The 21,969-nt window shown below is 65.4% G+C and carries 17 protein-coding genes; 4 read left to right on the top strand and 13 right to left on the bottom strand.

Annotation, left to right across the window (positions count from 1 at the left end; translation table 11 throughout):
* The first annotated feature begins 132 nt into the window (after positions 1 to 132).
* Entirely contained in the window at positions 133 to 1,110 is a 978-nt protein-coding gene (locus tag ACAW63_RS06475; protein ID WP_371232497.1) for an NADPH:quinone oxidoreductase family protein, read from the top strand.
* A 664-nt stretch (positions 1,111 to 1,774) separates the two neighbouring features.
* Here ACAW63_RS06475 and ACAW63_RS06470 read toward each other — a convergent pair.
* The 7 genes from ACAW63_RS06470 to ACAW63_RS06440 form a co-directional block, all read right to left on the bottom strand.
* Positions 1,775 to 3,298, bottom strand: a complete 1,524-nt coding sequence (locus tag ACAW63_RS06470) for a malonyl-CoA synthase (protein ID WP_371232495.1) — start codon at positions 3,296 to 3,298, stop codon at positions 1,775 to 1,777.
* 9 nt (positions 3,299 to 3,307) lie between these two features.
* The gene (locus ACAW63_RS06465; RefSeq protein WP_371232493.1) at positions 3,308 to 4,627 is read right to left on the bottom strand and encodes a malonyl-CoA decarboxylase; all 1,320 of its coding nucleotides are present in this window, start codon (positions 4,625 to 4,627) and stop codon (positions 3,308 to 3,310) included.
* 27 nt (positions 4,628 to 4,654) lie between these two features.
* Positions 4,655 to 6,115, bottom strand: coding sequence for an amidase (locus ACAW63_RS06460; protein WP_371232491.1), 1,461 nt, complete (start codon positions 6,113 to 6,115; stop codon positions 4,655 to 4,657).
* 166 nt (positions 6,116 to 6,281) lie between these two features.
* Entirely contained in the window at positions 6,282 to 7,316 is a 1,035-nt protein-coding gene (locus ACAW63_RS06455; RefSeq protein WP_331315525.1) for an extracellular solute-binding protein, read from the bottom strand.
* A gap of 21 nt (positions 7,317 to 7,337) precedes the next feature.
* Positions 7,338 to 8,144: an ABC transporter permease gene (locus ACAW63_RS06450; RefSeq protein WP_275612058.1), complete on the bottom strand. Its 807-nt coding sequence runs from the start codon at positions 8,142 to 8,144 to the stop codon at positions 7,338 to 7,340.
* Positions 8,144 to 9,067, bottom strand: a complete 924-nt coding sequence (locus ACAW63_RS06445; RefSeq protein WP_371232490.1) for an ABC transporter permease — start codon at positions 9,065 to 9,067, stop codon at positions 8,144 to 8,146. The genes ACAW63_RS06450 and ACAW63_RS06445 overlap by 1 nt, the downstream gene beginning before the upstream one ends.
* A 13-nt stretch (positions 9,068 to 9,080) precedes the next feature.
* On the bottom strand, positions 9,081 to 10,199 hold the full coding sequence (locus tag ACAW63_RS06440; RefSeq protein WP_371232488.1) for an ABC transporter ATP-binding protein: 1,119 nt from the start codon (positions 10,197 to 10,199) through the stop codon (positions 9,081 to 9,083).
* A 229-nt stretch (positions 10,200 to 10,428) separates the two neighbouring features.
* On the opposite strand from ACAW63_RS06440, the gene ACAW63_RS06435 reads away from it, so the two are divergent.
* On the top strand, positions 10,429 to 11,343 hold the full coding sequence (locus ACAW63_RS06435; RefSeq protein ID WP_371232486.1) for a LysR substrate-binding domain-containing protein: 915 nt from the start codon (positions 10,429 to 10,431) through the stop codon (positions 11,341 to 11,343).
* A gap of 90 nt (positions 11,344 to 11,433) precedes the next feature.
* Here ACAW63_RS06435 and ACAW63_RS06430 read toward each other — a convergent pair whose 3' ends face one another.
* From ACAW63_RS06430 to trxA, 4 genes are all read right to left on the bottom strand, one after another.
* Positions 11,434 to 12,402: a CDP-6-deoxy-delta-3,4-glucoseen reductase gene (locus ACAW63_RS06430; protein ID WP_371232484.1), complete on the bottom strand. Its 969-nt coding sequence runs from the start codon at positions 12,400 to 12,402 to the stop codon at positions 11,434 to 11,436.
* Between the two features lie 125 nt (positions 12,403 to 12,527).
* Positions 12,528 to 13,994, bottom strand: coding sequence for a 4-hydroxy-3-polyprenylbenzoate decarboxylase (ubiD, locus tag ACAW63_RS06425; RefSeq protein WP_275609712.1), 1,467 nt, complete (start codon positions 13,992 to 13,994; stop codon positions 12,528 to 12,530).
* A 219-nt stretch (positions 13,995 to 14,213) separates the two neighbouring features.
* Complete coding sequence (gene rho, locus ACAW63_RS06420; RefSeq protein ID WP_207885760.1) at positions 14,214 to 15,476, bottom strand: transcription termination factor Rho; 1,263 nt, start codon at positions 15,474 to 15,476, stop codon at positions 14,214 to 14,216.
* A gap of 251 nt (positions 15,477 to 15,727) precedes the next feature.
* Positions 15,728 to 16,054, bottom strand: coding sequence for a thioredoxin TrxA (gene trxA, locus ACAW63_RS06415; RefSeq protein WP_015475045.1), 327 nt, complete (start codon positions 16,052 to 16,054; stop codon positions 15,728 to 15,730).
* A 190-nt stretch (positions 16,055 to 16,244) separates the two neighbouring features.
* Between trxA and ppx the strand changes: the two genes are divergently transcribed.
* Positions 16,245 to 17,747: an exopolyphosphatase gene (gene ppx / locus ACAW63_RS06410; RefSeq protein WP_371232483.1), complete on the top strand. Its 1,503-nt coding sequence runs from the start codon at positions 16,245 to 16,247 to the stop codon at positions 17,745 to 17,747.
* 212 nt (positions 17,748 to 17,959) lie between these two features.
* On the opposite strand, the gene ppk1 is transcribed toward ppx, so the two are convergent.
* Positions 17,960 to 20,152 carry a polyphosphate kinase 1 gene (gene ppk1, locus ACAW63_RS06405; protein WP_371232481.1) on the bottom strand — a complete coding sequence of 731 codons (2,193 nt, stop codon included), beginning with the start codon at positions 20,150 to 20,152 and terminating at the stop codon, positions 17,960 to 17,962.
* Between the two features lie 21 nt (positions 20,153 to 20,173).
* The gene (gene hemB / locus ACAW63_RS06400; RefSeq protein ID WP_371232479.1) at positions 20,174 to 21,187 is read right to left on the bottom strand and encodes a porphobilinogen synthase; all 1,014 of its coding nucleotides are present in this window, start codon (positions 21,185 to 21,187) and stop codon (positions 20,174 to 20,176) included.
* A 221-nt stretch (positions 21,188 to 21,408) separates the two neighbouring features.
* Here hemB and ACAW63_RS06395 point away from each other — a divergent pair, with 221 nt between their 5' ends.
* A complete protein-coding gene (locus ACAW63_RS06395) occupies positions 21,409 to 21,969 on the top strand; it encodes a DedA family protein (RefSeq protein ID WP_275612057.1) in 561 nt (186 codons plus the stop codon).

Here is a 21,969-nt window from a genome sequence, read left to right as displayed (position 1 = left end):
TCGATGGCCCAAAGGATAGCCACACTCGCGCCGCCGCCCAAGCTATATCGGGGCATAAGCCGGGACCATGGTGATTTGCCCCCTCGCCATGCACTCCTACACTGGCCCGATACCTAAAGCGGAGAAATCCCCATGAAAGCCGTGCTGTGCAAAGCCTTCGGCCCCGCCGAAACCCTGGTGCTGGAAGACGTCGCCAGCCCCGAGCCGAAGAAGAACGAAGTCCTGCTGCAGGTGCATGCCGCCGGGGTGAATTTCCCCGACACCCTGATCATCGAGGGCAAGTACCAGTTCAAGCCGCCCTTCCCGTTCTCTCCGGGTGGCGAGGCCGCCGGCGTGGTCGGCGCGGTCGGTGAAAAGGTCACCCACGTGAAGCCCGGCGACCGGGTGATGGCGCTGACCGGCTGGGGCAGCTTCGCCGAGGAAGTGGCGGTGCCCGGATACAACGTGATGCCGATTCCCGACGGCATGGACTTCGCCAGCGCAGCGGCCTTCGGCATGACCTACGGCACCTCCATGCATGCGCTCAAGCAGCGCGCCAACCTGCAACCGGGCGAGACCCTGCTGGTGCTCGGCGCCTCCGGCGGCGTGGGCCTGGCGGCGGTGGAAATCGGCAAGGCCATGGGTGCGAAGGTGATCGCCGCCGCCAGCAGCGACGCCAAGCTGGAAGTGGCCAGGGCCGCCGGCGCCGACGTGTTGATCAACTACAGCGAGGGCAGCCTGAGGGACAAGCTCAAGGAAATCACCGGCGGCCAGGGCGTGGATGTGATCTACGACCCGGTGGGCGGCGAGCTGTTCGAGGAGGCCTTCCGCTCCATCGCCTGGAACGGCCGCATGCTGGTAGTGGGGTTCGCCAGTGGCACCATCCCCTCGCTGCCGGCCAACCTCACCCTGCTCAAGGGCGCGTCGCTGGTCGGCGTGTTCTGGGGCTCCTTCGCCCAGCGCCAGCCGCAGGACAACGCGGCGAACTTCCAGCAGCTGTTCAGCTGGTTCGCCGAGGGCAAGATCAAGCCGCTGGTGTCGCAGACCTTCCCGCTGGAGAAGGCGGCGGATGCGATCAATCACCTGGGCCAGCGCAAGGCGGTAGGCAAGGTGGTGGTGACCGTGCGCTGATAGCGTTCCGGCGACACCAAAAAAGCCCCGCTCAAGCGGGGCTTTTTCATTCTGTCGCTCCTGCAGGGAAATCCGGCGTTGAGCGATTCGCGAGCAAGCTCGCTCCTACGAAGAGCCCCATCTCGCCGGCTTTGGCTTTGGCTTTGGCTTTAAAAAGATTTCCAGAGAAACATCCACGCACTCCGAACCGCCCCGTTCAGGAGGCCTCGTTGAAGCGGAGTTTCAGGGGTTGAGCGACATGGATGTCGCGAGAGCCGCGATGGGCCAGGGATGGCGCATCGCGGCGTGCCCCGGAAACTTCGCTTCAACGAGGGTATTTTTCGCCCCAAGCGAAAAACCGGATGATTGGGGCAAGACCTTTGCCTCCTTTGGGTGGGGCGGCCATCCGTCGTTTGCCAAAGGAGGTCGCCCGAGGGGGCGAAACAAGAAGTCCGCGCGCACGCCAAAGCGGCGCGGGAACACCCAAGCCAACGCAGACGACCTGCAACATCAGCGCAAAAGGAAATGCCGGCCCTGCCGGCGGATTGCGTGCATGGCCCGCTCCTACAATGGGTACCGGCGTTGGGCGGTTCGCGAGCAAGCTCGCTCCTACGAAGAGCGCTCCGGCGCTAGGCCCGACCTGTAGGAGCGAGCTTGCTCGCGAACAACTGACCCGCGCGGACTATCAGGAATACAAAGCCTTGAACTGCTCGCGCAGCACATTCTTCTGCACCTTGCCCATCACGTTGCGCGGCAGCGCGTCGACCACCATCACCCGCTTGGGCTGCTTGAAGCGCGCCAGCTTGCCGTCCAGGGCGGCGAGGACCTCCGCTTCGGTCGGGGTGTGTTCCTTGTTCGCCACCAGCACGGCGGTGACGCCTTCGCCGAAGTCCGGGTGTGGCACGCCGATCACCGCCGACTCGGCGACGCCCGGCAGGGTGTCGAGGATCTGTTCCAGCTCCTTCGGGTACACGTTGTAGCCGCCGCTGATGATCATGTCCTTGCTGCGGCCGACGATCTGCACGTAGCCCTTGTCGTCGATGAAGCCGATGTCGCCGGTCATGAAGTAGCCGTCCGCGCGCAGTTCCTCGGCGGTCTTTTCCGGCATGCGCCAGTAGCCCTGGAACACGTTCGGCCCACGCACTTCGATCATTCCCGGCTCGCCCTGGGGCAGCAGTGTCGGCTCGGCCTTGGCCGGGTCGGTGATGCGCAGCTCGACGCCCGGCAGCGGGAAGCCGACGGTGCCGGCGATGCGCTCGCCGTCCAGCGGGTTGGAGGTGTTCATGCCGGTCTCGGTCATGCCGTAGCGCTCGAGGATCGCCATGCCGGTGCGCTCGGAGAATGCGCGGTGGGTCTCGGCGGTGAGCGGCGCGGAGCCGGAGATGAACAGGCGCATGTGCGCCACCGCCTCGCGGGTCAGGCCCGGTTGGTCGAGCAGGCGGGTGTAGAAGGTCGGCACGCCCATCAGCAGGTTCACCCGGGGCAGCAGCTTGAGTATCTGCGCGGCGTCGAACTTGCTCAGGAACAGCATCGAGCCGCCGGCCATCAGCAGGCTGTTGCAGGCCACGAACAGGCCGTGGATGTGGAAGATCGGCAGCGCGTGGAGCAGCCAGTCCGAGGGGGAAATCTTCCAGTAATCCACCAGTGCGCGGGCGTTGGAGACCAGGTTGCCATGGCTGATCATCGCGCCCTTGGAGCGCCCGGTGGTGCCGGAGGTGTAGAGGATCGCGGCAAGGTCGCTCGATGCGCGCTCCACGTCGACGAAGCGTCCCGGCTTGCCCTGCACGGCGTCCATCAGCGAACCGTCGCCCTGGTCACCCAGGGTCGCCACGCGGGCCACGCCGCTGGCCTCGGCCAGTTCGCGGGCCTGGGCTTCGAAGGCCGGGGCGCAGACGAACAGTGAAGGCTCGGCGTCGTCGAGGAAGTAACGCAGCTCCTCGCCGGTGTAGCCACTGTTGAGCGGCAGGTAGACCGCGCCGACGCGCAGCACGGCAAGATAGAGCATCACCGTCTCGGGGCTCTTGTCGACCTGCACGGCGACGCGGTCGCCCGGCTGCACGCCGAGTTCCACCAGCGCATGGGCGAACTGCGAGGTGCTGCGCAGCATGTCGGCGTAGCTGTAGCCGCCGCCCTCGGGGGTGCGGATGAAGGGCTTGGAAAGGTCGCTGGGCAGGTGTTTGCCGACTTCGGCGAAAAGGCTCTGGTTCATGTGCGGGTCCTAGCGTTTTGTTTTCGCCGACAGGGTGGCCAGCTTGCGGACCTCGGCAGAGGCCGTGACCGCGCCCTGGTTGGCGTAGGCTTCGTGGTTCTTTTCGATCTGGCGCAGTTCGTAGCGGTAATTGACCATCAGCCCGGCGGCCTGGCGCAGACCGGTCGCGGAGAGGTCGCCGCGCCAGTTCAGGCGTTCCAGGCGGGCACCGTTGCCCAGATGGAAGCGCGCCACCGGGTCCAGCGGCAGGCCGCCGCCGTTCTTGGCGTGCAGGAAGTATTCGGCGGCCAGCGCCAGCAGCGGGTGCTCCGTGCGTGGCGGCGGCGGTGTGTCAGGCTTGAGGGCCTTGAGCACGTCAGCGGCGGCCGCGCCCAGTTGCGGGTCCTCGCCCAGGCCATCGAGCCAGCGGCGGAAGCCGGGCACCGGCGAGAGGGTGACGAACTGGCGCAGGGCCGGAATCTCCCGCGCCAGCTCCTCCACCACCTGCTTGATCAGGAAGTTGCCGAAGGAGATGCCGCGCAGGCCGTCCTGGCAGTTGCTGATGGAATAGAACACTGCGGTGTCCGGCTCCTCCGCCGGTTGCGCTGTGGCGCCGGGTTCGAGAATGTCAGCGATGGCGCCCGGCATGGCGCGGGTCAGCGCCACTTCGACGAAGATCAGCGGCTCGTCGGCCAGGGCCGGGTGGAAGAAGGCGAAGCAGCGGCGGTCCGCCGGCTGCAGCCGGCTGCGCAGGTCGTCCCAGTCCTTGATGGCGTGGACGGCCTCGTACTTGATGATCTTTTCCAGGATCGACGCCGGGGTCGACCAGTCGATGCGACGCAGCACCAGGAAGCCCCGGTTGAACCAGGACGCCAGCAGGTGTTGCAGGTCGTGGTCCACCGCCGTCAGTTCCGGCCTGGCTTTCAATTCCTGCAGCAACAGGCGGCGCATGGCGATCAGTTGGGCGGTGCCGCCGGGCGCCTGGTTCAGGCGGCGGAACAGTTCCTGGCGTGGCGGCTCGCTGGCCTGGAACAGCGCCGTGGTGTTGGCCGAAGACGGGTCGTCGAGATAACGCTGGCAGGCTTCGGCCAGCGCTTCGCGGGATGGGGCGAAATCCTTCAGCAGGATGTCGAAGAAGGCTTTCTGCTGCGCCTGCGGGCAATCCCGATAGGCACACAGCACCTGCTGCGCCAGGGCGACGCCCGAGGCTTCGCCGTGGCTGGAGATCAGCTTGTGGCACGCCTGCGCCAGCGCCTGGGCATTGCCCGGCGCTGGCTCGCGCGACTCCAGCAATTGCCGGCCGCGCTCGCTGATGCTTTGCAGCAGTTCCTGGAAGAAGCTGATGTTCATGCGTCCCCCTCGCTGTGGATAAGTGGGTCAATCGCCCTTGAGCATGGGCGGCGGACAGCGCTGGTACCAGCGCGACGCCTGCTCGTAGGCGTGGGCCAGTTGCAGCACGGCCATGTCGGCCTGGTGCTTGCCGATGATCTGGATGCCCATGGGCAGGCCCTGCTCATTGAAGCCCACCGGCACGTTGGCCGCCGGACAACCGGACAGCGTGGCCGGAATCACCACCTCCATCCAGCGGTGGTAGGTGTCCATCGGCTTACCAGAGATTTCCTTCGGCCAGTCCCAGGTCTTGTCGAACGGGAACACCTGGGTGCTGGGCAGCAGCAGGTAGTCGTAGCGCTCGAACAACCGGCTGATGGCGCGGTACCAGTCGCTGCGCGCGGCGGAGGCACGGAACACGTCCATGGCGGAGAGCTTCAGGCCGTTCTCGATCTCCCAGATCGCTTCGGGCTTGAGCAGCTCGCGCTTGGCCGGGTCGGCGTAGGCCGCGCCCAGGGAGCCGGCGACCATCCAGTGACGCAGGGTGCGCCAGGTGTCCCAGAGCCGCTCTGCGGAGAAGCCCAGGGCGGTGTCCTCGACCTGGCAGCCGATGGCTTCGAAGTCGGTGAAGGCGGTCCGACACAGTTCCAGCACGCCCTTCTCCATGGCCAGATGACCGCCCAGGTCGCCCAGCCAGCCCAGGCGCGCCCCCTTGAAGTCGCGCTCCAGGCTGCCGGCGAACTGCTCGCCGGACTCGGCGATGGACAGCGGTGCACGGGCGTCGCCACCGGCCTGCACCGACAGCAGCAAGGCCACGTCGCGCACGCTGCGGCCCATGGGGCCTTCATAGCCGAGCTGGTCGATGAACAGGTCGGCGCTGTCGTCGAAGGGCACGCGGCCCTGGGACGGGCGGAAGCCGATGATGTTGTTGAAGGCCGCCGGGTTGCGCAGCGAGCCCATCATGTCGCTGCCGTCTGCCACCGGGACCATCTGCAGCGCCAGGGCCGCTGCGGCGCCGCCACTGCTGCCGCCGGCGGTGCGCTCCGGCGCGTAGGCGCAACCGGTGGCACCGAAGATCGGGTTGTAGCTGTGCGAGCCCAGGCCGAATTCCGGGGTGTTGGTCTTGCCGATGATGATGGCGCCGGCCGCCTTGATGCGCTCGACCATGATGCCGTCGCGCTCGGGGATGTAATCGCGGTACAGCGGCGAGCCGAGGGTGGTGCGGATGCCCCGGGTCAGCGACAGGTCCTTCACCGCGTGCGGCAGGCCGTGCATCCAGCCGTGGTACTCGCCACGGGCCAGCTCGGCGTCGCGCTGGTCTGCCTCGGCCAGCAGGCTGTCCGCCGGCCGCAGGCTGACGATGGCGTTGACCGCCGGGTTGTAGCGCTCGATCTGCCCGAGGTAGGCCTGCATCACTTCGCGGCAGGACACCTGGCGCAGGCGGATGCGCTGGGCCAGTTCGTGGGCCTGGAGCTGGACGAGTTCGTTATTGTGCTTGTACTGGCTCATGGAGCGCGGCCTTCTTTCATCAGGCTTCCGGCAGGTGGGAAGCGTCGGTCGGGTTCAGCGACCCCGCCCGCAGGCGGGGCTTGTTGCGTTCTTCAGGCCGAGCGATGCCGCTGCGCCGAGCCGGCGCACGCGCGCATCGCTTTGCCGTATTCCCGCTTGGCGGGGATCAGCGCATCAGGTTGGTCCAGATACGGTCGGCCAGGCGGATCGCGCCTTCGCCGCAGGTCTGGCTGAATACCACCTTGGTGCCTTCGGGGATGTGCAGTTCAGGCGCATCCTTCAGGCCAGCGTCGAGGAAGGGCTCCACGCCCTTGATCGGGCTCTGGTGCTTGAGGAAGTTCTGGGTCATCGCCGAGTTTTCCGGCTGGCTCATGAAGGCGATGAACTTCTTGGCGCTCTCCGGGTGTTTGGCGCCGGCCGGGATCACCAGGTTGTCCACCCAGGCCATCACGCCCTCTTTCGGGTAGAGATACTTCAGGCTCGATTTCATCTCACGCGCACGCATCGACGAGCCGCCCCAGAACATCGACATGTCGACCTCGCCCGAGGCCAGGTTCTCGCGGATCGAGCCGGCCTTGGAGCTGTAGGTCTTCACGAAGGGCTTCTGGTTCTTCAGCAGGGTGAGCACCTGCTGCATCTGCTTGGGGTCCTCGCTGCACGGCGGGATGCCCAGGTAGAGGCTGGCGGTGTCGATCACCTCGCTGGAGGAGTCGAACATGTTGATCCTGCCCTGCAGTTCCTTGGGCGGGGTGAACAGCACCGAGTAACTGTCCATCGGGCCGCTGTACCTGGCGGTATCCAGCACCACGCTGGTGGTGCCCCAGATGAAGGGCACCGAGTAGGCGCCTTCCGGGTCCCAGGTAGGCTTCTTCAGGTTGTCCACGATGTTCGCGTAGTACGGCTGGCTGACCGGATCGAAGCGCTCCAGCAGCTTCTCCTTCACCAGGATCGGCACGAACTGGTGCGAGGGAATGGCCACGTCGTAGCCGGCACCGCCCTGCTTGAGCTTGGCCAGCAGGGTCTCGTTGGAGTCGTAGGAATCCACGGTCACCTTGATGCCGGTTTCCTTCTCGAACTTCTCCAGGATCTGCGGGGTGAAATAACCACTCCAGCTCACCACGTTCAGTTGCTCGGCGGCTTGCGCGTGGACGGCCACGGCCAGCGTCAGCGAGGCCCCTACTGCTGCGATCAGTTTGCTCATCTTCTACTCCGGTATGTGGGCTCAGGCCTTCTTCTTGCCGAGCAGGAACGACAGGGTTACGAACAACACGGAAACACCGAGGATCAGGGTCGACACCGCGTTCACATCGGGCGTCACGCCCATGCGCAGCAGGCCGAAGATGAAGATCGGCAAGGTGGTGGTGCCGGCCTGGGAGACCATCATCGAGATCACGAAGTTATCCAGCGAGACGATGAAGGCCAGCATCAGCCCGGAGACGATCCCCGGGGTCAGCAGCGGCAGGGTGACCTTGCGGAAGGTCCGCCAGGGGCCGGCATAGAGGTCGGCGGCAGCCTGTTCCAGGGACAGGTCCATGTCGTTCAGGCGGGCGCGGATCGGCAGGTAGGCGAACGGGATGCAGAACACCGTGTGGGCGATGATCAGGTTGCCGTAGCCCAGCGACAGGCCGAGGGTGGAGAACAGTGCCAGGGTGGCGACGCCGACCACGATCTCCGGCAGCACCAGCGGCAGCATGATCGCCCCCATGGACAGGCGCAGGCCCTTGAACTTGGCCCCGCGCGAGGTGCCCAGCGCGGCCAGGGTGGCGATCACGGTGGACAGCACGCAGGCGCACACGGCGATCAGCAGGCTGTTGCCGGCGGCCTGGCGCAGCGCCTGGTTGGCAAAGGCGCTGCGGTACCAGTCGAGGCTGAAGCCGGTCCACACGGTGGCGGACTGGTTGGCGTTGAACGAGAGCACCACCAGCACCACGATGGGCGCGTAGAGGTAGATGTAGAACAGCAGGCTCAGGGCGCCGAAGCCACGGAAGTCCTGCACGCCCAGACGGCGTTTGGTCAGCAGCGAGAGCATCATTCACCTCCCCGGGCGATGCGCAGGCGCTCGGCGCGCATCGCGTAGAACATCAGCACCAGCATCACCGCGGCCATCAGCACCAGCGACAGCGCCGCGCCGAAGGGCCAGTTACGCCCGTCGCTGAACTGCCGGAAGATCAGGTTACCGAGCATCATCTTGGTGCCGCCGCCGAGCAGTTCGGGAGCGATCATCGCGCCCAGGCAGGGCACGAAGGTGAGGATGGCGCCGGCCAGGATGCCCGGACGGGCGATCGGCAGGACCACCTTGCGCAGGGTGCGGATGCGCCCGGCGTAGAGGTCCTGGGCAGCTTCGAGCAGGCGCATGTCCATCTTCTCGAGGGTTGCGTAGATCGGCAGCACCACGAAGGGCGCGTAGGTGTAGACCAGGCCCAGCAGCACGGCGCCATCGGTGTACAGCAGGTCCAGCGGCTGGTGGATGATGCCGAGGCTCATCAGCGTGCCGTTGATTACGCCGGTGCCGCGCAGCAGCAGGATCCAGGCGTAGGTGCGGATCAGCAGGTTGGCCCAGAACGGCACGGTGATCAGGAAGATCAGCAGGCCACGGCGATGCGCCGGCTGCATCGCCAGCCAGACCGCCACCGGGAAGCCCACCAGCAGGGTGATGAAGGTGGTCGCGGCCGCGATGCCGATGGAGCGCAGGGCGATCACCATGTAGGAGTCGGCGAAGGCCAGGCTGTCGTCGAGCTGGCGCTCGAACAGCAGCGAGACATAGGCGTCGGTGCTGAAGTGCGGGTTGACCCCGCCATAGGGGTTGGCCTGCATCAGCGAATAGCCGATCACGATGAAGATCGGCACGATCAGGAACAGCCCGATGGAGACCAGCGCGGGCGACACGCCGAGGAAGCTCCTCAGCGCCTTGCGCCGCTCCAGCGCACCGCCGGTGGTGGATATCTGGTTCATGCTCACCCCCCGCTCAGTCCAGCAGGACACTGGCGCTGCCGGTTTCGAACAGCAGCCCGGCGCGTTGCCCGGCCACCAGGCGCTGACGCTGGCCGGCGCTGTTGGGCGCACGGACGGTCAGGCGGGTGCCGTCGGCGAGGCTGACCTGGTACTGCAGGTCGGTGCCCAGGTAGATCTGCTGGGCGATGCTGCAGGGCGTGGCGGACGGGTTGTCCTCGGCCACCAGTTGCAGGCGTTCCGGGCGGATCGACAGGGTGACCTCGGCGCCGCTCCTGAGGCCGTCGCGGCTGGCAGCCTGGATCAGCTGGCCACCGGGAATGCGGAACTGCGCGCAGTCGCCAGCGATGCTCTCGACCCGGGCCGGGAGGAAGTTGGTCTCGCCGATGAAGTCGGCGACGAAGCGATTGCGCGGATGCTCGTAGATCTCGTCCGGGCAGCCGACCTGCTGCACCTCGCCCTCGGAGAGCACGGCGATGCGGTCGGACATGGTCAAGGCTTCTTCCTGGTCATGGGTGACGAAGATGAAGGTGATGCCGGTCTTGGACTGGATCGCCTTGAGCTCTTCGCGCATGGCCTGGCGCAGCTTGAGATCGAGGGCGGAGAGCGGCTCGTCGAGCAGCAGTACCTTGGGATGCGGCGCCAGGGCACGGGCCAGGGCGACGCGCTGTTGCTGGCCGCCGGAGAGCTGGGTCGGCTTGCGCTGGGCGAAGCGTTCCATCTGCACCAGGGCGAGCATCTCGCGAACGCGCTCGGCGACTTCCGCCTTGCTCATGCGCTGGCCCATCGGGTGCGATTCCAGGCCGAAGGCCAGGTTCTCGGCAATGGTCATGTGCGGGAACAGCGCGTAGTGCTGGAACACGGTGTTCACCGGACGCTCGAACGGCGGGCGGTCGGCGATGTTTTCGCCATACAGCTGGATTTCCCCGGCGGTGGGGAATTCGAAGCCGGCAATCATCCGCAGCAGGGTGGTCTTGCCGCAGCCCGAGGGGCCGAGCAGGGTGAAGAACTCGTTGTCGCGGATATCCAGGTCGACGCATTTCAGCGCCACGGGGCCGCTGGCCGGATCGCCGTAGACCTTGCGCACGGAGCGGATCGAAACCGCCGCCGTCTGCAGGCTGTGCAGGGCATTCATGGTGAAACCTCCGCATCCTTCCCGTCCGCCGCACGCTGGCGGTCGGGGGATCTTGTAGTTGTTCTGGCAGGACTAGAGAAACGCTGGAACCAGCGCCGGCCGCATGTTCGGCTCGAATTATCGTGGTGCTCCTGGAGCGGATATTCGAAGAAAGGTGGTTGAGCGGAAAGCTCAATTTTCTTACATTCGGTATTAAAAAAATTAACAGCTCACCGTCGAGGCCATTTCCATGTCGATCCAGCGCCTTCCGCCGCTCAATGCCGTCCGTGCCTTCGAGGCCGCCGCCCGGCTGGGCAGCTACGTCGCGGCCTCCCGGGACCTGCACGTCACGCAGCCGGCCATCGGCCGCCATGTGAAGCTGCTGGAGGAGTGGCTGGGCGTGCAGCTGTTCGAGCGCACCCCGCGCGGGGTCAGCCTCACGCCCGCCGGGCAGCGCTACTACGCGAAGATATCCACAGCCCTGCAGCAGATCGCCGACGCCGGCCACGAGCTCGCCCCCGGTGGCTCGGCCCGCTGGCTGAAGATCATGGCGGTGCCGGCCTTCACCAAGCGCTGGCTGATGTCGCGCCTGGAAACCCTGCGCCAGCAACGACCGGGCCTGAAGGTGGCGGTGGAGCCCAACCCCACCTTCACCGAGGTGGACGGCAAGAGCGCGGACCTGGGCATCGTCTACGGCCTGCCGGGCATCTACCCGCAATGCCACGCAACGCTGATCCGCCCGGCGGTGTTCCCGGTCTGCTCACCGTCCTACCTGGCCGAGCACGGTCCGCTGACCAGCGCTCGCGACCTGGCGCAGCACGAACTGATCCATGTGGACGACGGCGAATGGTGGAACCTCTGGCTGTCCACCATCGGCCTGGACCTGCGGGTGAGCCCGGAAGTGCTGTACGTCAGCAACGACCACGCCCTGTCGATGGCCGAGGCGGGCCACGGCATCGCCCTGGCCAACCTGGTGCTGGTCAAGCACCAGCTGGCTGCCGGCACCCTGGTGCGGCCGCTGGCCGAGGAAGTGCCGCTGGAGAGCTACCAGTTGCTGCTCCCGCCGGGACCGGTGAGCGCCGATGCGGCGTGGTTCGAGGAGTGGATTCGCGCGGCGTTGCAGGAGGAGTTTTCCACCGGCGCCGAAGCGCAGCGGGACCTGTAGGAGCGAGCTTGCTCGCGAACCGCCCAGCATCGGCATGCCCGTTTACTCTGGTTCGCGAGCAAGCTCGCTCCTACGAAAAGCTCGTTCAGGTCAGCCCCGCGGCGCGTAGGCAAACACATCCGCGCGCATCTGATGTGGATCCATGCCCGCCGCCACCAGCGCATCCAGGGTGCCGTAGACCATCGCTGGCGAGCCGCTGGCGTATACGCGCAGGCCGGAAAGATCGGAGAAGTCCTCGCATACCGCCTCATGCAGCAGGCCGCAGCGCCCCACCCAGCCGCACAGATCGCTGACGATCTTGTGCAGGTGCAGGTTGGGCACGCCCTGCCACTGTTCCCAGTGCGGCAGCTCGTAGAAATCTTCCGGGCGGCGCACGCCCCAATACAGGTGCACCGGGTGGGCGAAGCCGGCGGCGCGGCAGTATTCGATCAGGCTGTGCATCTGCGCCATGCCGGTGCCGGCGGCGATCAGCACCAGCGGGCCGTCCGGCAGGTCGGCCAGGTGGGCATCGCCGAACGGCATCTGCACGCGGGCGAAACGGTCGCGCTGCAACTGCGCCAGCAGGTCGATGGCGCTGTTCTCCCGGGCCAGGATGTGCAGCTCCAGATCGCGCCCCTCCTGCGGCGCGGAGGCCATGGAGAACGCTGCCGGGTCGCTGCCATCGCGCTCGATCAGCAGGTACTGCCCGGCGTGGTAGCGCGGCGGCTTGCCGGCCGGCGCGCGCAGGCGCACGCGCCAGACATCGCCACCCACCGGCTCGCAAAGGATCAACTGGCAGGACAGCTTGCGTACCGGCAGCTCGCCCGGTGCCAGCACGCCATCCCAATGCAGCACGCAATCTTCCAGCGGCTCGGCCAGGCAGGTGAAGAGTTCGCCGTGGTCGCGCACCTCCCCGTCCTGGCGCACGCGCCCCTCCACCAGCAGTGCCGCACAGATGTGGCAGTTGCCGTTGCGACAGCTCTGCGGGCACTCGTAGCCCAGGCGCCGCGCACCGTCGAGGATACGTTCGCCGGGCCTGAGCTCAAGCTGGGCGCCGGAGGGTTGCAAGGTCACTTTCAAGCGTTGTTCTCGTTCTTCTGATTTCTGTAGGACCGAGGGGGACGCCTTAGTCCTTGCTCGCGAACCCATTCCCGCTGCGGGGGCTGTTCGCGAGCAAGCTCGCTCCTACCGGGGGAGAGCCTGCATCAATCGATACCCAGGCTCGCCCAGATTTCATCGACGCGGCGAGTCACCGCCGGGTCCTTCTCGATCACCCTGCCCCACTCCCGGCTGGTCTCGCCCGGCCACTTGTGGGTGGCGTCCAGGCCCATCTTCGAACCCAGGCCGGAAATCGGCGAGGCGAAGTCCAGGTAGTCGATCGGCGTGTTGTCGATCATCACCGTGTCGCGCTTGGGGTCCATGCGCGTGGTGATCGCCCAGATCACATCGTTCCAGTCGCGGGCATTGATGTCATCGTCCGTGACTATGACGAACTTGGTATACATGAACTGTCGCAGGAACGACCACACACCCAGCATTACGCGCTTGGCATGGCCGGGGTACTGCTTCTTCATGGTCACCACCGCCATGCGGTAGGAGCAGCCTTCGGGCGGCAGGTAGAAGTCGGTGATCTCCGGGAACTGCTTCTGCAGGATCGGCACGAAGACTTCGTTCAGCGCCACGCCGAGGATCGCCGGCTCATCCGGCGGCCGGCCGGTGTAGGTGCTGTGGTAGATCGGCTTTTGCCGGCGAGTGATGCGCTCGACGGTGAACACCGGGAAGCGGTCCACCTCGTTGTAGTAGCCGGTGTGGTCGCCGTACGGGCCTTCGTCGGCCATCTCGCCGGGATGGATCACCCCTTCGAGGACGATCTCGGCGCTGGCAGGCACCTGCAGGTCACTGCCGACGCACTTCACCAGCTCGGTCTTGTGCCCACGCAGCAGGCCTGCGAAGGCGTATTCGGAAAGGGTGTCCGGCACCGGGGTGACGGCGCCAAGGATAGTCGCCGGGTCCGCGCCCAGGGCCACGGCCACCGGGTAGGGCTTGTCCGGGTGCTTCTGGCACCACTCGCGGTAGTCCAGCGCGCCGCCACGATGGCTGAGCCAGCGCATGATCACCTTGTTGCGGCCGATGACCTGCTGGCGGTAGATGCCCAGGTTCTGGCGTTCCTTGTTCGGCCCGCGGGTAACGGTGAGGCCCCAGGTGATCAGCGGCGCGACGTCGCCGGGCCAGCAGGTCTGTACCGGCAGCTTCGACAGGTCGACGTCGTCGCCCTCCTCGATCACTTCCTGGCACGGCGCGTCCTTGAGGACCTTCGGCGCCATGCTGATGACCTTCTTGAAGATCGGCAGCTTCGACCAGGCGTCCTTGAGCCCCTTGGGCGGCTCCGGCTCCTTGAGGAAGGCCAGCAGCTTGCCGATCTCGCGCAGCTCGGAGACGTCCTCCGCGCCCATCCCCAGGGCCACGCGCTCGGGCGTGCCGAACAGGTTGCCGAGCACGGGGATGTCGTAGCCGGTGGGTTTTTCGAACAGCAGGGCCGGGCCCTTGGCGCGCAGGGTGCGGTCGCACACCTCGGTCATTTCCAGCACGGGGGAAACCGGCGCCTGGATGCGCTTGAGCTGTCCACGCTGCTCCAGGGCGGCGATGAACTCGCGCAGGTCGCGATACTGCATGAGGGTCTCGATGCGAAGGTGAAGATGCGACAGTTTAGCCGCTAACAACGCCTCGCAGAAACACGAAGGCCGGGTTTCCCCGGCCTTGTGGCATTCAAAAGCGCGTAGCGTCGCTGACAAATCCGAGCGAAGCGGTTCTGGCTAGGCGCCTGGCCGCAGACAGTACTTCTCGTAGGGCAAGGCCAGGCAACAACGCCAGAACGGATTTGTCGGCGGCGCTTACTTGCTGCGCTTCATGGAGTCGAAGAACTCATCGTTGGTCTTGGTCTGCTTGAGCTTGTCGAGCAGGAATTCGACCGCGGCGATCTCATCCATCGGGTGCAAGATCTTGCGCAGGATCCACATGCGCTGCAGCTCTTCCTCACCGGTGAGCAGCTCTTCGCGACGGGTGCCGGAGCGATTGATGTTGATCGCCGGGAACACGCGCTTCTCGGAGATGCGACGGTCGAGGATGAGTTCCGAGTTACCGGTGCCCTTGAATTCCTCGTAGATCACTTCGTCCATCTTCGAGCCGGTTTCGATCAGCGCGGTGGCGAGGATGGTCAGCGAACCGCCTTCCTCGATATTGCGCGCGGCGCCGAAGAAGCGCTTGGGCTTTTCCAGGGCGTGGGCGTCGACACCGCCGGTGAGCACCTTGCCGGAGCTGGGGATCACGGTGTTGTAGGCGCGGGCCAGACGGGTGATGGAGTCGAGCAGGATGATCACGTCCTTCTTGTGCTCGACCAGGCGCTTGGCCTTCTCGATCACCATCTCGGCGACCTGCACGTGGCGGGTCGGCGGCTCGTCGAAGGTGGAGGCGACCACTTCGCCGCGCACGGTGCGCTGCATCTCGGTCACTTCTTCCGGGCGCTCGTCGATCAGCAGGACGATCAGGTGGCACTCGGGATTGTTGCGGGTGATGTTCGCCGCGATGTTCTGCAGCATGATGGTCTTACCGGCTTTCGGCGGTGCGACGATCAGGCCGCGCTGACCCTTGCCGATCGGGGCGCAGAGGTCGATCACCCGGCCGGTGAGGTCCTCGGTGGAGCCGTTGCCGGCTTCCATGGTCAGGCGCTTGTTCGGGAACAGCGGGGTCAGGTTCTCGAAGAGAATCTTGTTCTTCGCGTTTTCCGGGCGGTCGAAGTTGATGGTGTCGACCTTGAGCAGCGCGAAGTAACGCTCGCCTTCCTTCGGCGGACGAATCTTGCCGATGATGGTATCGCCCGTGCGCAGGTTGAAGCGCCGGATCTGGCTGGGCGAGACGTAGATGTCGTCGGGGCCGGCCAGGTACGAGGAATCGGCGGAGCGCAGGAAGCCGAAGCCGTCCTGGAGAATCTCCAGCACGCCGTCGCCGGAGATTTCCTCACCGCTTTTCGCGTGCTTCTTCAGCAGCGCGAAGATGATGTCCTGCTTGCGCGAACGAGCCATGTTTTCCAGGCCCATGGCATCGGACATTTCCAGCAATTCGGCAATCGGCTTTTGCTTGAGTTCGGTCAGATTCATAGAAGGGGACGTAAATACGCTGAAAGGGGAATAGGGAACAAGCGTGATGCTTGAAGAGCCGTGCCGCAGATGACGGACAGGATCGCTTGGAATTCGAATAGGAAGTGCGTCGGCGACGGCTTGCAGGGGACAACGTAAATCAACGTTGTGCGCCCGAATTTAACACCCGAGTTTCGGAGCGTCTAGGGGAAAATCACCGCAAAAAGAAAAAAGCCCCGCTGATTTGCGGGGCTTTTCATGCAGGCTTCGACTCAGATGTTGCTGTCGAGGAAGGCTGCCAGCTGGGACTTGGACAGTGCACCAACCTTGGTCGCTTCGACGTTGCCGCCCTTGAACAGCATCAGGGTCGGGATGCCGCGCACGCCGTATTTCGGCGGGGTGTCCTGGTTCTCGTCGATGTTCAGCTTGCAGACTTTCAGCTTGCCCTGATAGTCCTTGGCGATCTCGTCGAGTACCGGGGCGATCATCTTGCACGGGCCGCACCATTCAGCCCAGTAGTCGACCAGCACGGGACCGTCGGACTTCAGTACGTCCTGCTCGAAGCTGGCATCGGTAACATTGACGATATGTTCGCTCATGTATTCTCTCCGTCAATCGGATGCGAAAAAGTGTCCGTCATCATATCCCGCCTCGGCCCGCACCGAAAGGCACAGCTGATTGAGTCTATCTATCGCTGATGCGGCATTCGCTGATCGGTGACACCCTCTTCATTGGCACTCCTTGCCTAAAATGGCAGGATGTCTCCTGTATTTGTCCGGACCTTCAAACATGCCCCATACCCCAGCCAAGACCTTTCCCTTGATCGCGGCCATCGACCTCGGCTCGAACAGTTTCCACATGGTTTTGGCAAAGGCCGATCACGGCGAGATACGCATCCTTGAGCGGCTCGGCGAGAAGGTCCAGCTGGCCGCCGGCATCGGTGAAGACCGCATGCTCACCGAAGAATCCATGCAGCGCGGCTTCGATTGCCTGAAGCAATTCGCCCAGTTCATCAGCGGCATGCCGCCGGGCTCGGTCCGCGTGGTGGGCACCAACGCCCTGCGCGAGGCGCGCAACCGCGCCGACTTCATCCGCGTCGCCGACCAGATCCTCGGCCACCCGGTGGAAGTCATCTCCGGCCGCGAAGAAGCGCGCCTGATCTACCTGGGCGTGTCCCATACCCTGCAGGACACCTCCGGCAAGCGCCTGGTGGTGGACATCGGCGGCGGCAGCACCGAGTTCATCATCGGCCAGCAGTTCGAATCGCAACTGCGCGAGAGCCTGCAGATGGGCTGCGTGAGCTTCACCCAGCGCTATTTCAAGGACGGCAAGATCACCCCGGCGCGCTATGCCCAGGCCTACACCTCGGCGCGCCTGGAGCTGATGAGCATCGAGAACAGCCTGCGTCGCCTGGGCTGGGACGAGGCGGTGGGCGCCTCCGGCACCATCCGCGCCATCTGCCTGGCGATCCAGGCCGGCGGCCACGGCAACGGCGAGGTCAATCCCGAGGGGCTGGCCTGGCTCAAGCGCAAGATGTTCAAGATAGGCGAGGTCGAGAAGCTCGACATCGACGGCATCAAGCCCGACCGCCGACCGATCTTCCCGGCGGGTCTGGCGATCCTCGAGGCGCTGTTCGACGCCCTCGAACTGAACCGCATGACCCACTCCGAAGGCGCCCTGCGCGAAGGCGTGCTCTACGACCTGCTTGGCCGCCACCATCACGAAGACGTCCGCGAGCGCACCATCGGCGCGCTGATGGAGCGCTACCACGTCGACCCTGAACAGGCCGCGCGTGTCGAGGCCAAGGCACTGGAGTCCCTGGACCAGGTCGCCGACGCCTGGGACCTGAACGACGACGGCCACCGCGAACTGCTGATGTGGGCCGCCCGCGTCCACGAGCTGGGCCTGGACATCGCCCACTACCACTACCACAAGCACGGCGCCTACCTGCTGGAGCACTCGGACCTGGCCGGCTTCTCCCGCATCGACCAGTTGACCCTGGCACTGCTGGTGCGCGGCCACCGCCGCAACATCCCGGCGGACAAGTTCAACGAACTGGGCGACGAGGGCGACAAGCTGATCCGCCTGTGCATCGTGCTGCGCTTCGCCATCCTCTTCCACCACATCCGCGGCACCCAGCAGATGCCGGCGGTGGCCCTCAAGGCCTCTTCCAAGGGCCTGAACGTGCGCTTCCCGGACGGCTGGCTGGCCGCCAACCCGCTGACCCAGGCGGACTTCGAGCAGGAAGCCGGCTGGCTTGCCCGCGTGGGTTATTCGCTCAGCGTGAGCTGATCTCCCCCGCGACAGAAAAAGGCCCCGGCGCGCAAACGCCGGGGCCTTTTCATTCCGGGCGCCAGGCCTGGCATGACCTGTAGGAGCGAGCTTGCTCGCGAACAGCCTCCGTTGCGGGTCCATGGTTCGCGAGCAAGCTCGCTCCTACTAAGAGCCTTGGTGCCCCCATGAAAAAGCCCTGCCGAGGCAGGGCTTTGGGTGACATCCGCCGATCAGCGCGAACTGATCACCGGGGTGCACAGGCGTTCGAGCAGCATCGCCTGGGAGTTGCGGGCGTTCTGGTTGCCGCTGGGGCTCTGGCGCACGTAGCTGCCGTCGGCCTGCAGCACCCAGGCCTGGGTATTGTCGGCCAGGTATGACTCCAGCTCCTTCTTCACCCGCTGCACCAGCTTCTTGCCTTCCACCGGGAAGCAGGTCTCCACGCGCATGTCGAGGTTGCGCTCCATCCAGTCTGCACTGGAGAGGAACAGCTTCTCGTCGCCGCCGTTGAGGAAGTAGTAGATCCGGCTGTGCTCCAGGAAGCGGCCAATGATCGAACGTACCTGGATGTTGTGCGACACGCCCGGAACGCCCGGACGCAGGCAGCACATGCCGCGCACCACCAGGTCGATCTTCACCCCGGCCTGGCTGGCCTTGTACAGCGCGCGAATCACTTTGGAGTCGGTCAGCGAGTTGACCTTGGCCATGATGTGCGCCGGCTTGCCCTCGGCGGCCTGGGCGGCTTCGCGGTTGATCATCTCCAGCAGGTTCTTCTTCAGGGTGAAGGGCGCGTGCAGGAGCTTCTTCATGCGCAGGGTCTTGCCCATGCCGATCAACTGGTTGAACAGCTTGTGCAGGTCCTCGCAGAGCGCCACGTCGGCGGTCAGCAGGCTGTAGTCGGTGTACAGGCGGGCGTTGCCGGCGTGGTAGTTGCCGGTACCCAGGTGCGCGTAGCGGCGCAGTTCGCCGTCCTCGCGACGCAGGATCAGCATCATCTTGGCGTGGGTCTTGAAGCCGACCACGCCGTAGATCACCACGGCGCCGGCCTGCTGCAGGCGGCTGGCCAGCTGCAGGTTGGATTCTTCATCGAAGCGTGCGCGCAGCTCGATCACCACGGTGACTTCCTTGCCGTTGCGCGCGGCTTCCACCAGCGCGTCGACGATCTCGGAGTTGGCGCCGGAACGGTACAGCGTCTGCTTGATCGCCAGGACGCTCGGGTCCTTGGCGGCCTGGCGCAGCAGGTCGATCACCGGGGTGAAGGACTCGAACGGGTGCATCAGCAGCACGTCGAGCTTGCCCAGCACGTTGAACAGGTTTTCCTTCTTCTGCAGCAGCTTCGGGATCGCCGGGGTGAACGGCGGGTACTGCAGCTCCGGATGGCTGGCGAGGCCGGTAACGCTGAACAGGCGGGTCAGGTTGACCGGGCCGCTGACCTTGTACAGCTCGCTTTCGGCCAGGCCGAACTGCTTGAGCAGGTAGTTGGACAGGTGCGTCGGACAGGTGTCCACCACCTCCAGGCGCACGGCGTCGCCGTAACGGCGCGAGAACAGTTCGCCGCGCAGCGCGCGGGCCAGGTCCTCGACATCCTCGGCGTCCACCGAGAGGTCGGCGTTACGGGTCAGGCGGAACTGGTAGCAGCCTTTCACCTTCATGCCGTGGAACAGATCGTCGGCATGGGCGTGGATCATCGACGACAGGAACACGTAGTTGTCGCCGGCGCCGGCAACGTCTTCCGGCAGGCGGATGATCCGCGGCAGCGAGCGCGGCGCCGGGATGATCGCCAGGCCGGAGTCGCGGCCGAAGGCATCCAGGCCTTCGAGCTCGACCATGAAGTTCAGGCTCTTGTTCACCAGCAGCGGGAACGGGTGGGTCGGATCGAGGCCGATGGGGGTGACGATCGGCGCGATCTCGTCGCGGAAGAAGCGGCGTACCCAGGCCTTGATCTTCGGCGTCCAGTAGCGGCGGCGGATGAAGCGGATGTCGTGCTTGGCCAGCTCCGGCAGCAGGATGTCGTTGAGGATGCTGTACTGGCGGGCGACCTGCTCGTGCACCTGCTCGCTGATGCGCGCCAGCGCCTGGTGCGGCAGCAGGCCGTCGGCGCCGGCCTGTTCGCGGGCGAAGGTGATCTGCTTCTTCAGGCCGGCGACGCGGATCTCGAAGAATTCGTCGAGGTTGCTGGAGAAGATCAGCAGGAACTTCAGGCGCTCCAGCAGCGGGTAGGACTCATCCAGTGCCTGTTCCAGCACGCGGATGTTGAACTGCAGCTGCGAGAGCTCGCGATGAATGTAGAGGGCACTGTCGTCCACGTTGACCGCAGGAGCGGCCACCTCCGGAGGAGGAGGCGTCGCCTCGGTGGTCTCGGCCACGACGACTTCGGTGGATTCAGCTTCGATAACTTCGGTTTCGCTAAGGCCTTCGGTATTCATCGCAAGTCTCGTCGGCGGGGGTCAGCCCCCCTTTTTCAATTGTTCTGCAGCGCGTTTGGCGAAGTAGGTCAGGATGCCATCTGCACCGGCGCGTTTGAAGGCCAGCAGCGATTCCAGGATGACCGCCTCGCTGAGCCAGCCGTTCTGGATGGCGGCCATGTGCATCGCGTACTCGCCGCTGACCTGGTAGACAAAGGTCGGCGCGCGGAATTCGTCCTTCGCCCGTCGAACGATGTCGAGATACGGCATGCCCGGTTTGACCATGATCATGTCGGCGCCTTCGGCGAGGTCGGCGTAGATCTCGTGCAGCGCTTCGTCGCTGTTGGCCGGGTCCATCTGGTAAGTGGCCTTGTTGCCCTTGCCCAGGTTGGCGGCCGAACCGACGGCGTCGCGGAACGGGCCGTAGTAGGCGCTGGCGTACTTGGCCGAATAGGCCATGATGCGCGTGTTGACGTGGCCGGTCGACTCCAGGGCTTCGCGGATGGCGCCGATGCGGCCGTCCATCATGTCCGACGGGGCAACCACCTGGGCGCCGGCTTCGGCGTGGGACAGCGCCTGCTTGACCAGCACGTCGACGGACATGTCGTTCAGCACGTAGCCGTCCTCATCGAGGATGCCGTCCTGGCCGTGGCTGGTGAAGGGGTCCAGGGCGACGTCGGTGATGATCCCCAGCTCCGGGAAGCGCTCGCGCAGGGCCCGGGTGGCGCGCTGGGCGATGCCGTCGGGGTTGAAGGCTTCGGCGCCGTCGAGGGACTTCTTCTCCAGCGGGGTCACCGGGAACAGCGCGACGGCCGGAATGCCCAGCTCCACCAGCTCCTCGGCTTCCTTGAGCAGCAGGTCGATGGACATGCGCTCCACACCCGGCATCGAGGCCACCGCCTCGCGCTGGTTCTTGCCGTCGAGGACGAACACCGGAAGGATCAGGTCATTGGTGGTCAGCACGTTCTCGCGCACCAGACGACGGGAAAAGTCGTCACGGCGATTGCGGCGCAGGCGGGTGAAAGGGAAGGCACGATCGGCAGGAATGAAGCTCACGGCGTACTCCAGGGCCTGGACAGACAGGCACAGTGTGACAGTTATAGCCGTGAATTATGACCGATTGGTAACAAGCGGTAACAGTGACCCTTGGTCGCGGCATCCTGCCACACCGGCTGGCGGCCGGAGGGAGTTGCCCCAGGTCAGGGGCGCGACTGGCACGCCTTCCCCCGGAGCGACAACCGAGTTAGGCTTCGCCTTCATTTCGCTGCGTTGCCTCGATAATGCTTCAACAATTCCTGCAGGATTTCGGCTATATCGCCCTGTTCCTCGGCACCTTCTTCGAGGGCGAGACCATTCTGGTTCTGGCCGGGTTCCTGGCATTTCGCGGCTACATGCAGCTCGAATACGTGATCGCCGTGGCCTTCCTCGGCAGTTACGCGGGCGACCAGCTGTGGTACTTCCTCGGCCGCCGCCATGGCCGCAAGCTGCTCGCGCGCAAGCCGCGCTGGCAGCAGATGGGCGACAAGGCGCTGGAACACGTGCGCCGTCGCCCGGACATGTGGGTGCTGAGCTTCCGCTTCGTCTACGGCCTGCGCACGGTAATGCCGGTAGCCATCGGCCTGTCCGGCTATCCGCCGGGACGCTACCTGCTGCTCAACGGCATCGGCGCCATCGTCTGGGCCACCGCGCTGGGCTCGGCAGCCTACTACTTTGGTAGCGTGCTCGAAGGCGTGCTGGGCAACATCAAGAAGTACGAATTGATGGTGCTCGGCGGCCTGATCGTCATCGGCCTGCTGCTCTGGCTGCGCCGCCGCTTCAAGAGCGCCAGCAAGGCCTGA

The sequence above is a fragment of the Pseudomonas sp. QE6 genome (assembly GCF_041379005.1).
Classification (GTDB): domain Bacteria; phylum Pseudomonadota; class Gammaproteobacteria; order Pseudomonadales; family Pseudomonadaceae; genus Pseudomonas.
This window is presented reverse-complemented; position numbering and strand designations above follow the sequence as displayed.

What these genes read in the sequence shown, in the direction of transcription:
- ACAW63_RS06475 (WP_371232497.1), top strand. Translation starts at nt 133, where the DNA reads ATGAAAGCCGTGCTGTGCAAAGCCTTCGGCCCCGCCGAAACCCTGGTG.
- ACAW63_RS06470 (WP_371232495.1), bottom strand. Translation starts at nt 3,298, where the DNA reads ATGAACCAGAGCCTTTTCGCCGAAGTCGGCAAACACCTGCCCAGCGAC.
- ACAW63_RS06465 (WP_371232493.1), bottom strand. Translation starts at nt 4,627, where the DNA reads ATGAACATCAGCTTCTTCCAGGAACTGCTGCAAAGCATCAGCGAGCGC.
- ACAW63_RS06460 (WP_371232491.1), bottom strand. Translation starts at nt 6,115, where the DNA reads ATGAGCCAGTACAAGCACAATAACGAACTCGTCCAGCTCCAGGCCCAC.
- ACAW63_RS06455 (WP_331315525.1), bottom strand. Translation starts at nt 7,316, where the DNA reads ATGAGCAAACTGATCGCAGCAGTAGGGGCCTCGCTGACGCTGGCCGTG.
- ACAW63_RS06450 (WP_275612058.1), bottom strand. Translation starts at nt 8,144, where the DNA reads ATGCTCTCGCTGCTGACCAAACGCCGTCTGGGCGTGCAGGACTTCCGT.
- ACAW63_RS06445 (WP_371232490.1), bottom strand. Translation starts at nt 9,067, where the DNA reads ATGAACCAGATATCCACCACCGGCGGTGCGCTGGAGCGGCGCAAGGCG.
- ACAW63_RS06440 (WP_371232488.1), bottom strand. Translation starts at nt 10,199, where the DNA reads ATGAATGCCCTGCACAGCCTGCAGACGGCGGCGGTTTCGATCCGCTCC.
- ACAW63_RS06435 (WP_371232486.1), top strand. Translation starts at nt 10,429, where the DNA reads ATGTCGATCCAGCGCCTTCCGCCGCTCAATGCCGTCCGTGCCTTCGAG.
- ubiD (WP_275609712.1), bottom strand. Translation starts at nt 13,994, where the DNA reads ATGCAGTATCGCGACCTGCGCGAGTTCATCGCCGCCCTGGAGCAGCGT.
- rho (WP_207885760.1), bottom strand. Translation starts at nt 15,476, where the DNA reads ATGAATCTGACCGAACTCAAGCAAAAGCCGATTGCCGAATTGCTGGAA.
- trxA (WP_015475045.1), bottom strand. Translation starts at nt 16,054, where the DNA reads ATGAGCGAACATATCGTCAATGTTACCGATGCCAGCTTCGAGCAGGAC.
- ppx (WP_371232483.1), top strand. Translation starts at nt 16,245, where the DNA reads ATGCCCCATACCCCAGCCAAGACCTTTCCCTTGATCGCGGCCATCGAC.
- ppk1 (WP_371232481.1), bottom strand. Translation starts at nt 20,152, where the DNA reads ATGAATACCGAAGGCCTTAGCGAAACCGAAGTTATCGAAGCTGAATCC.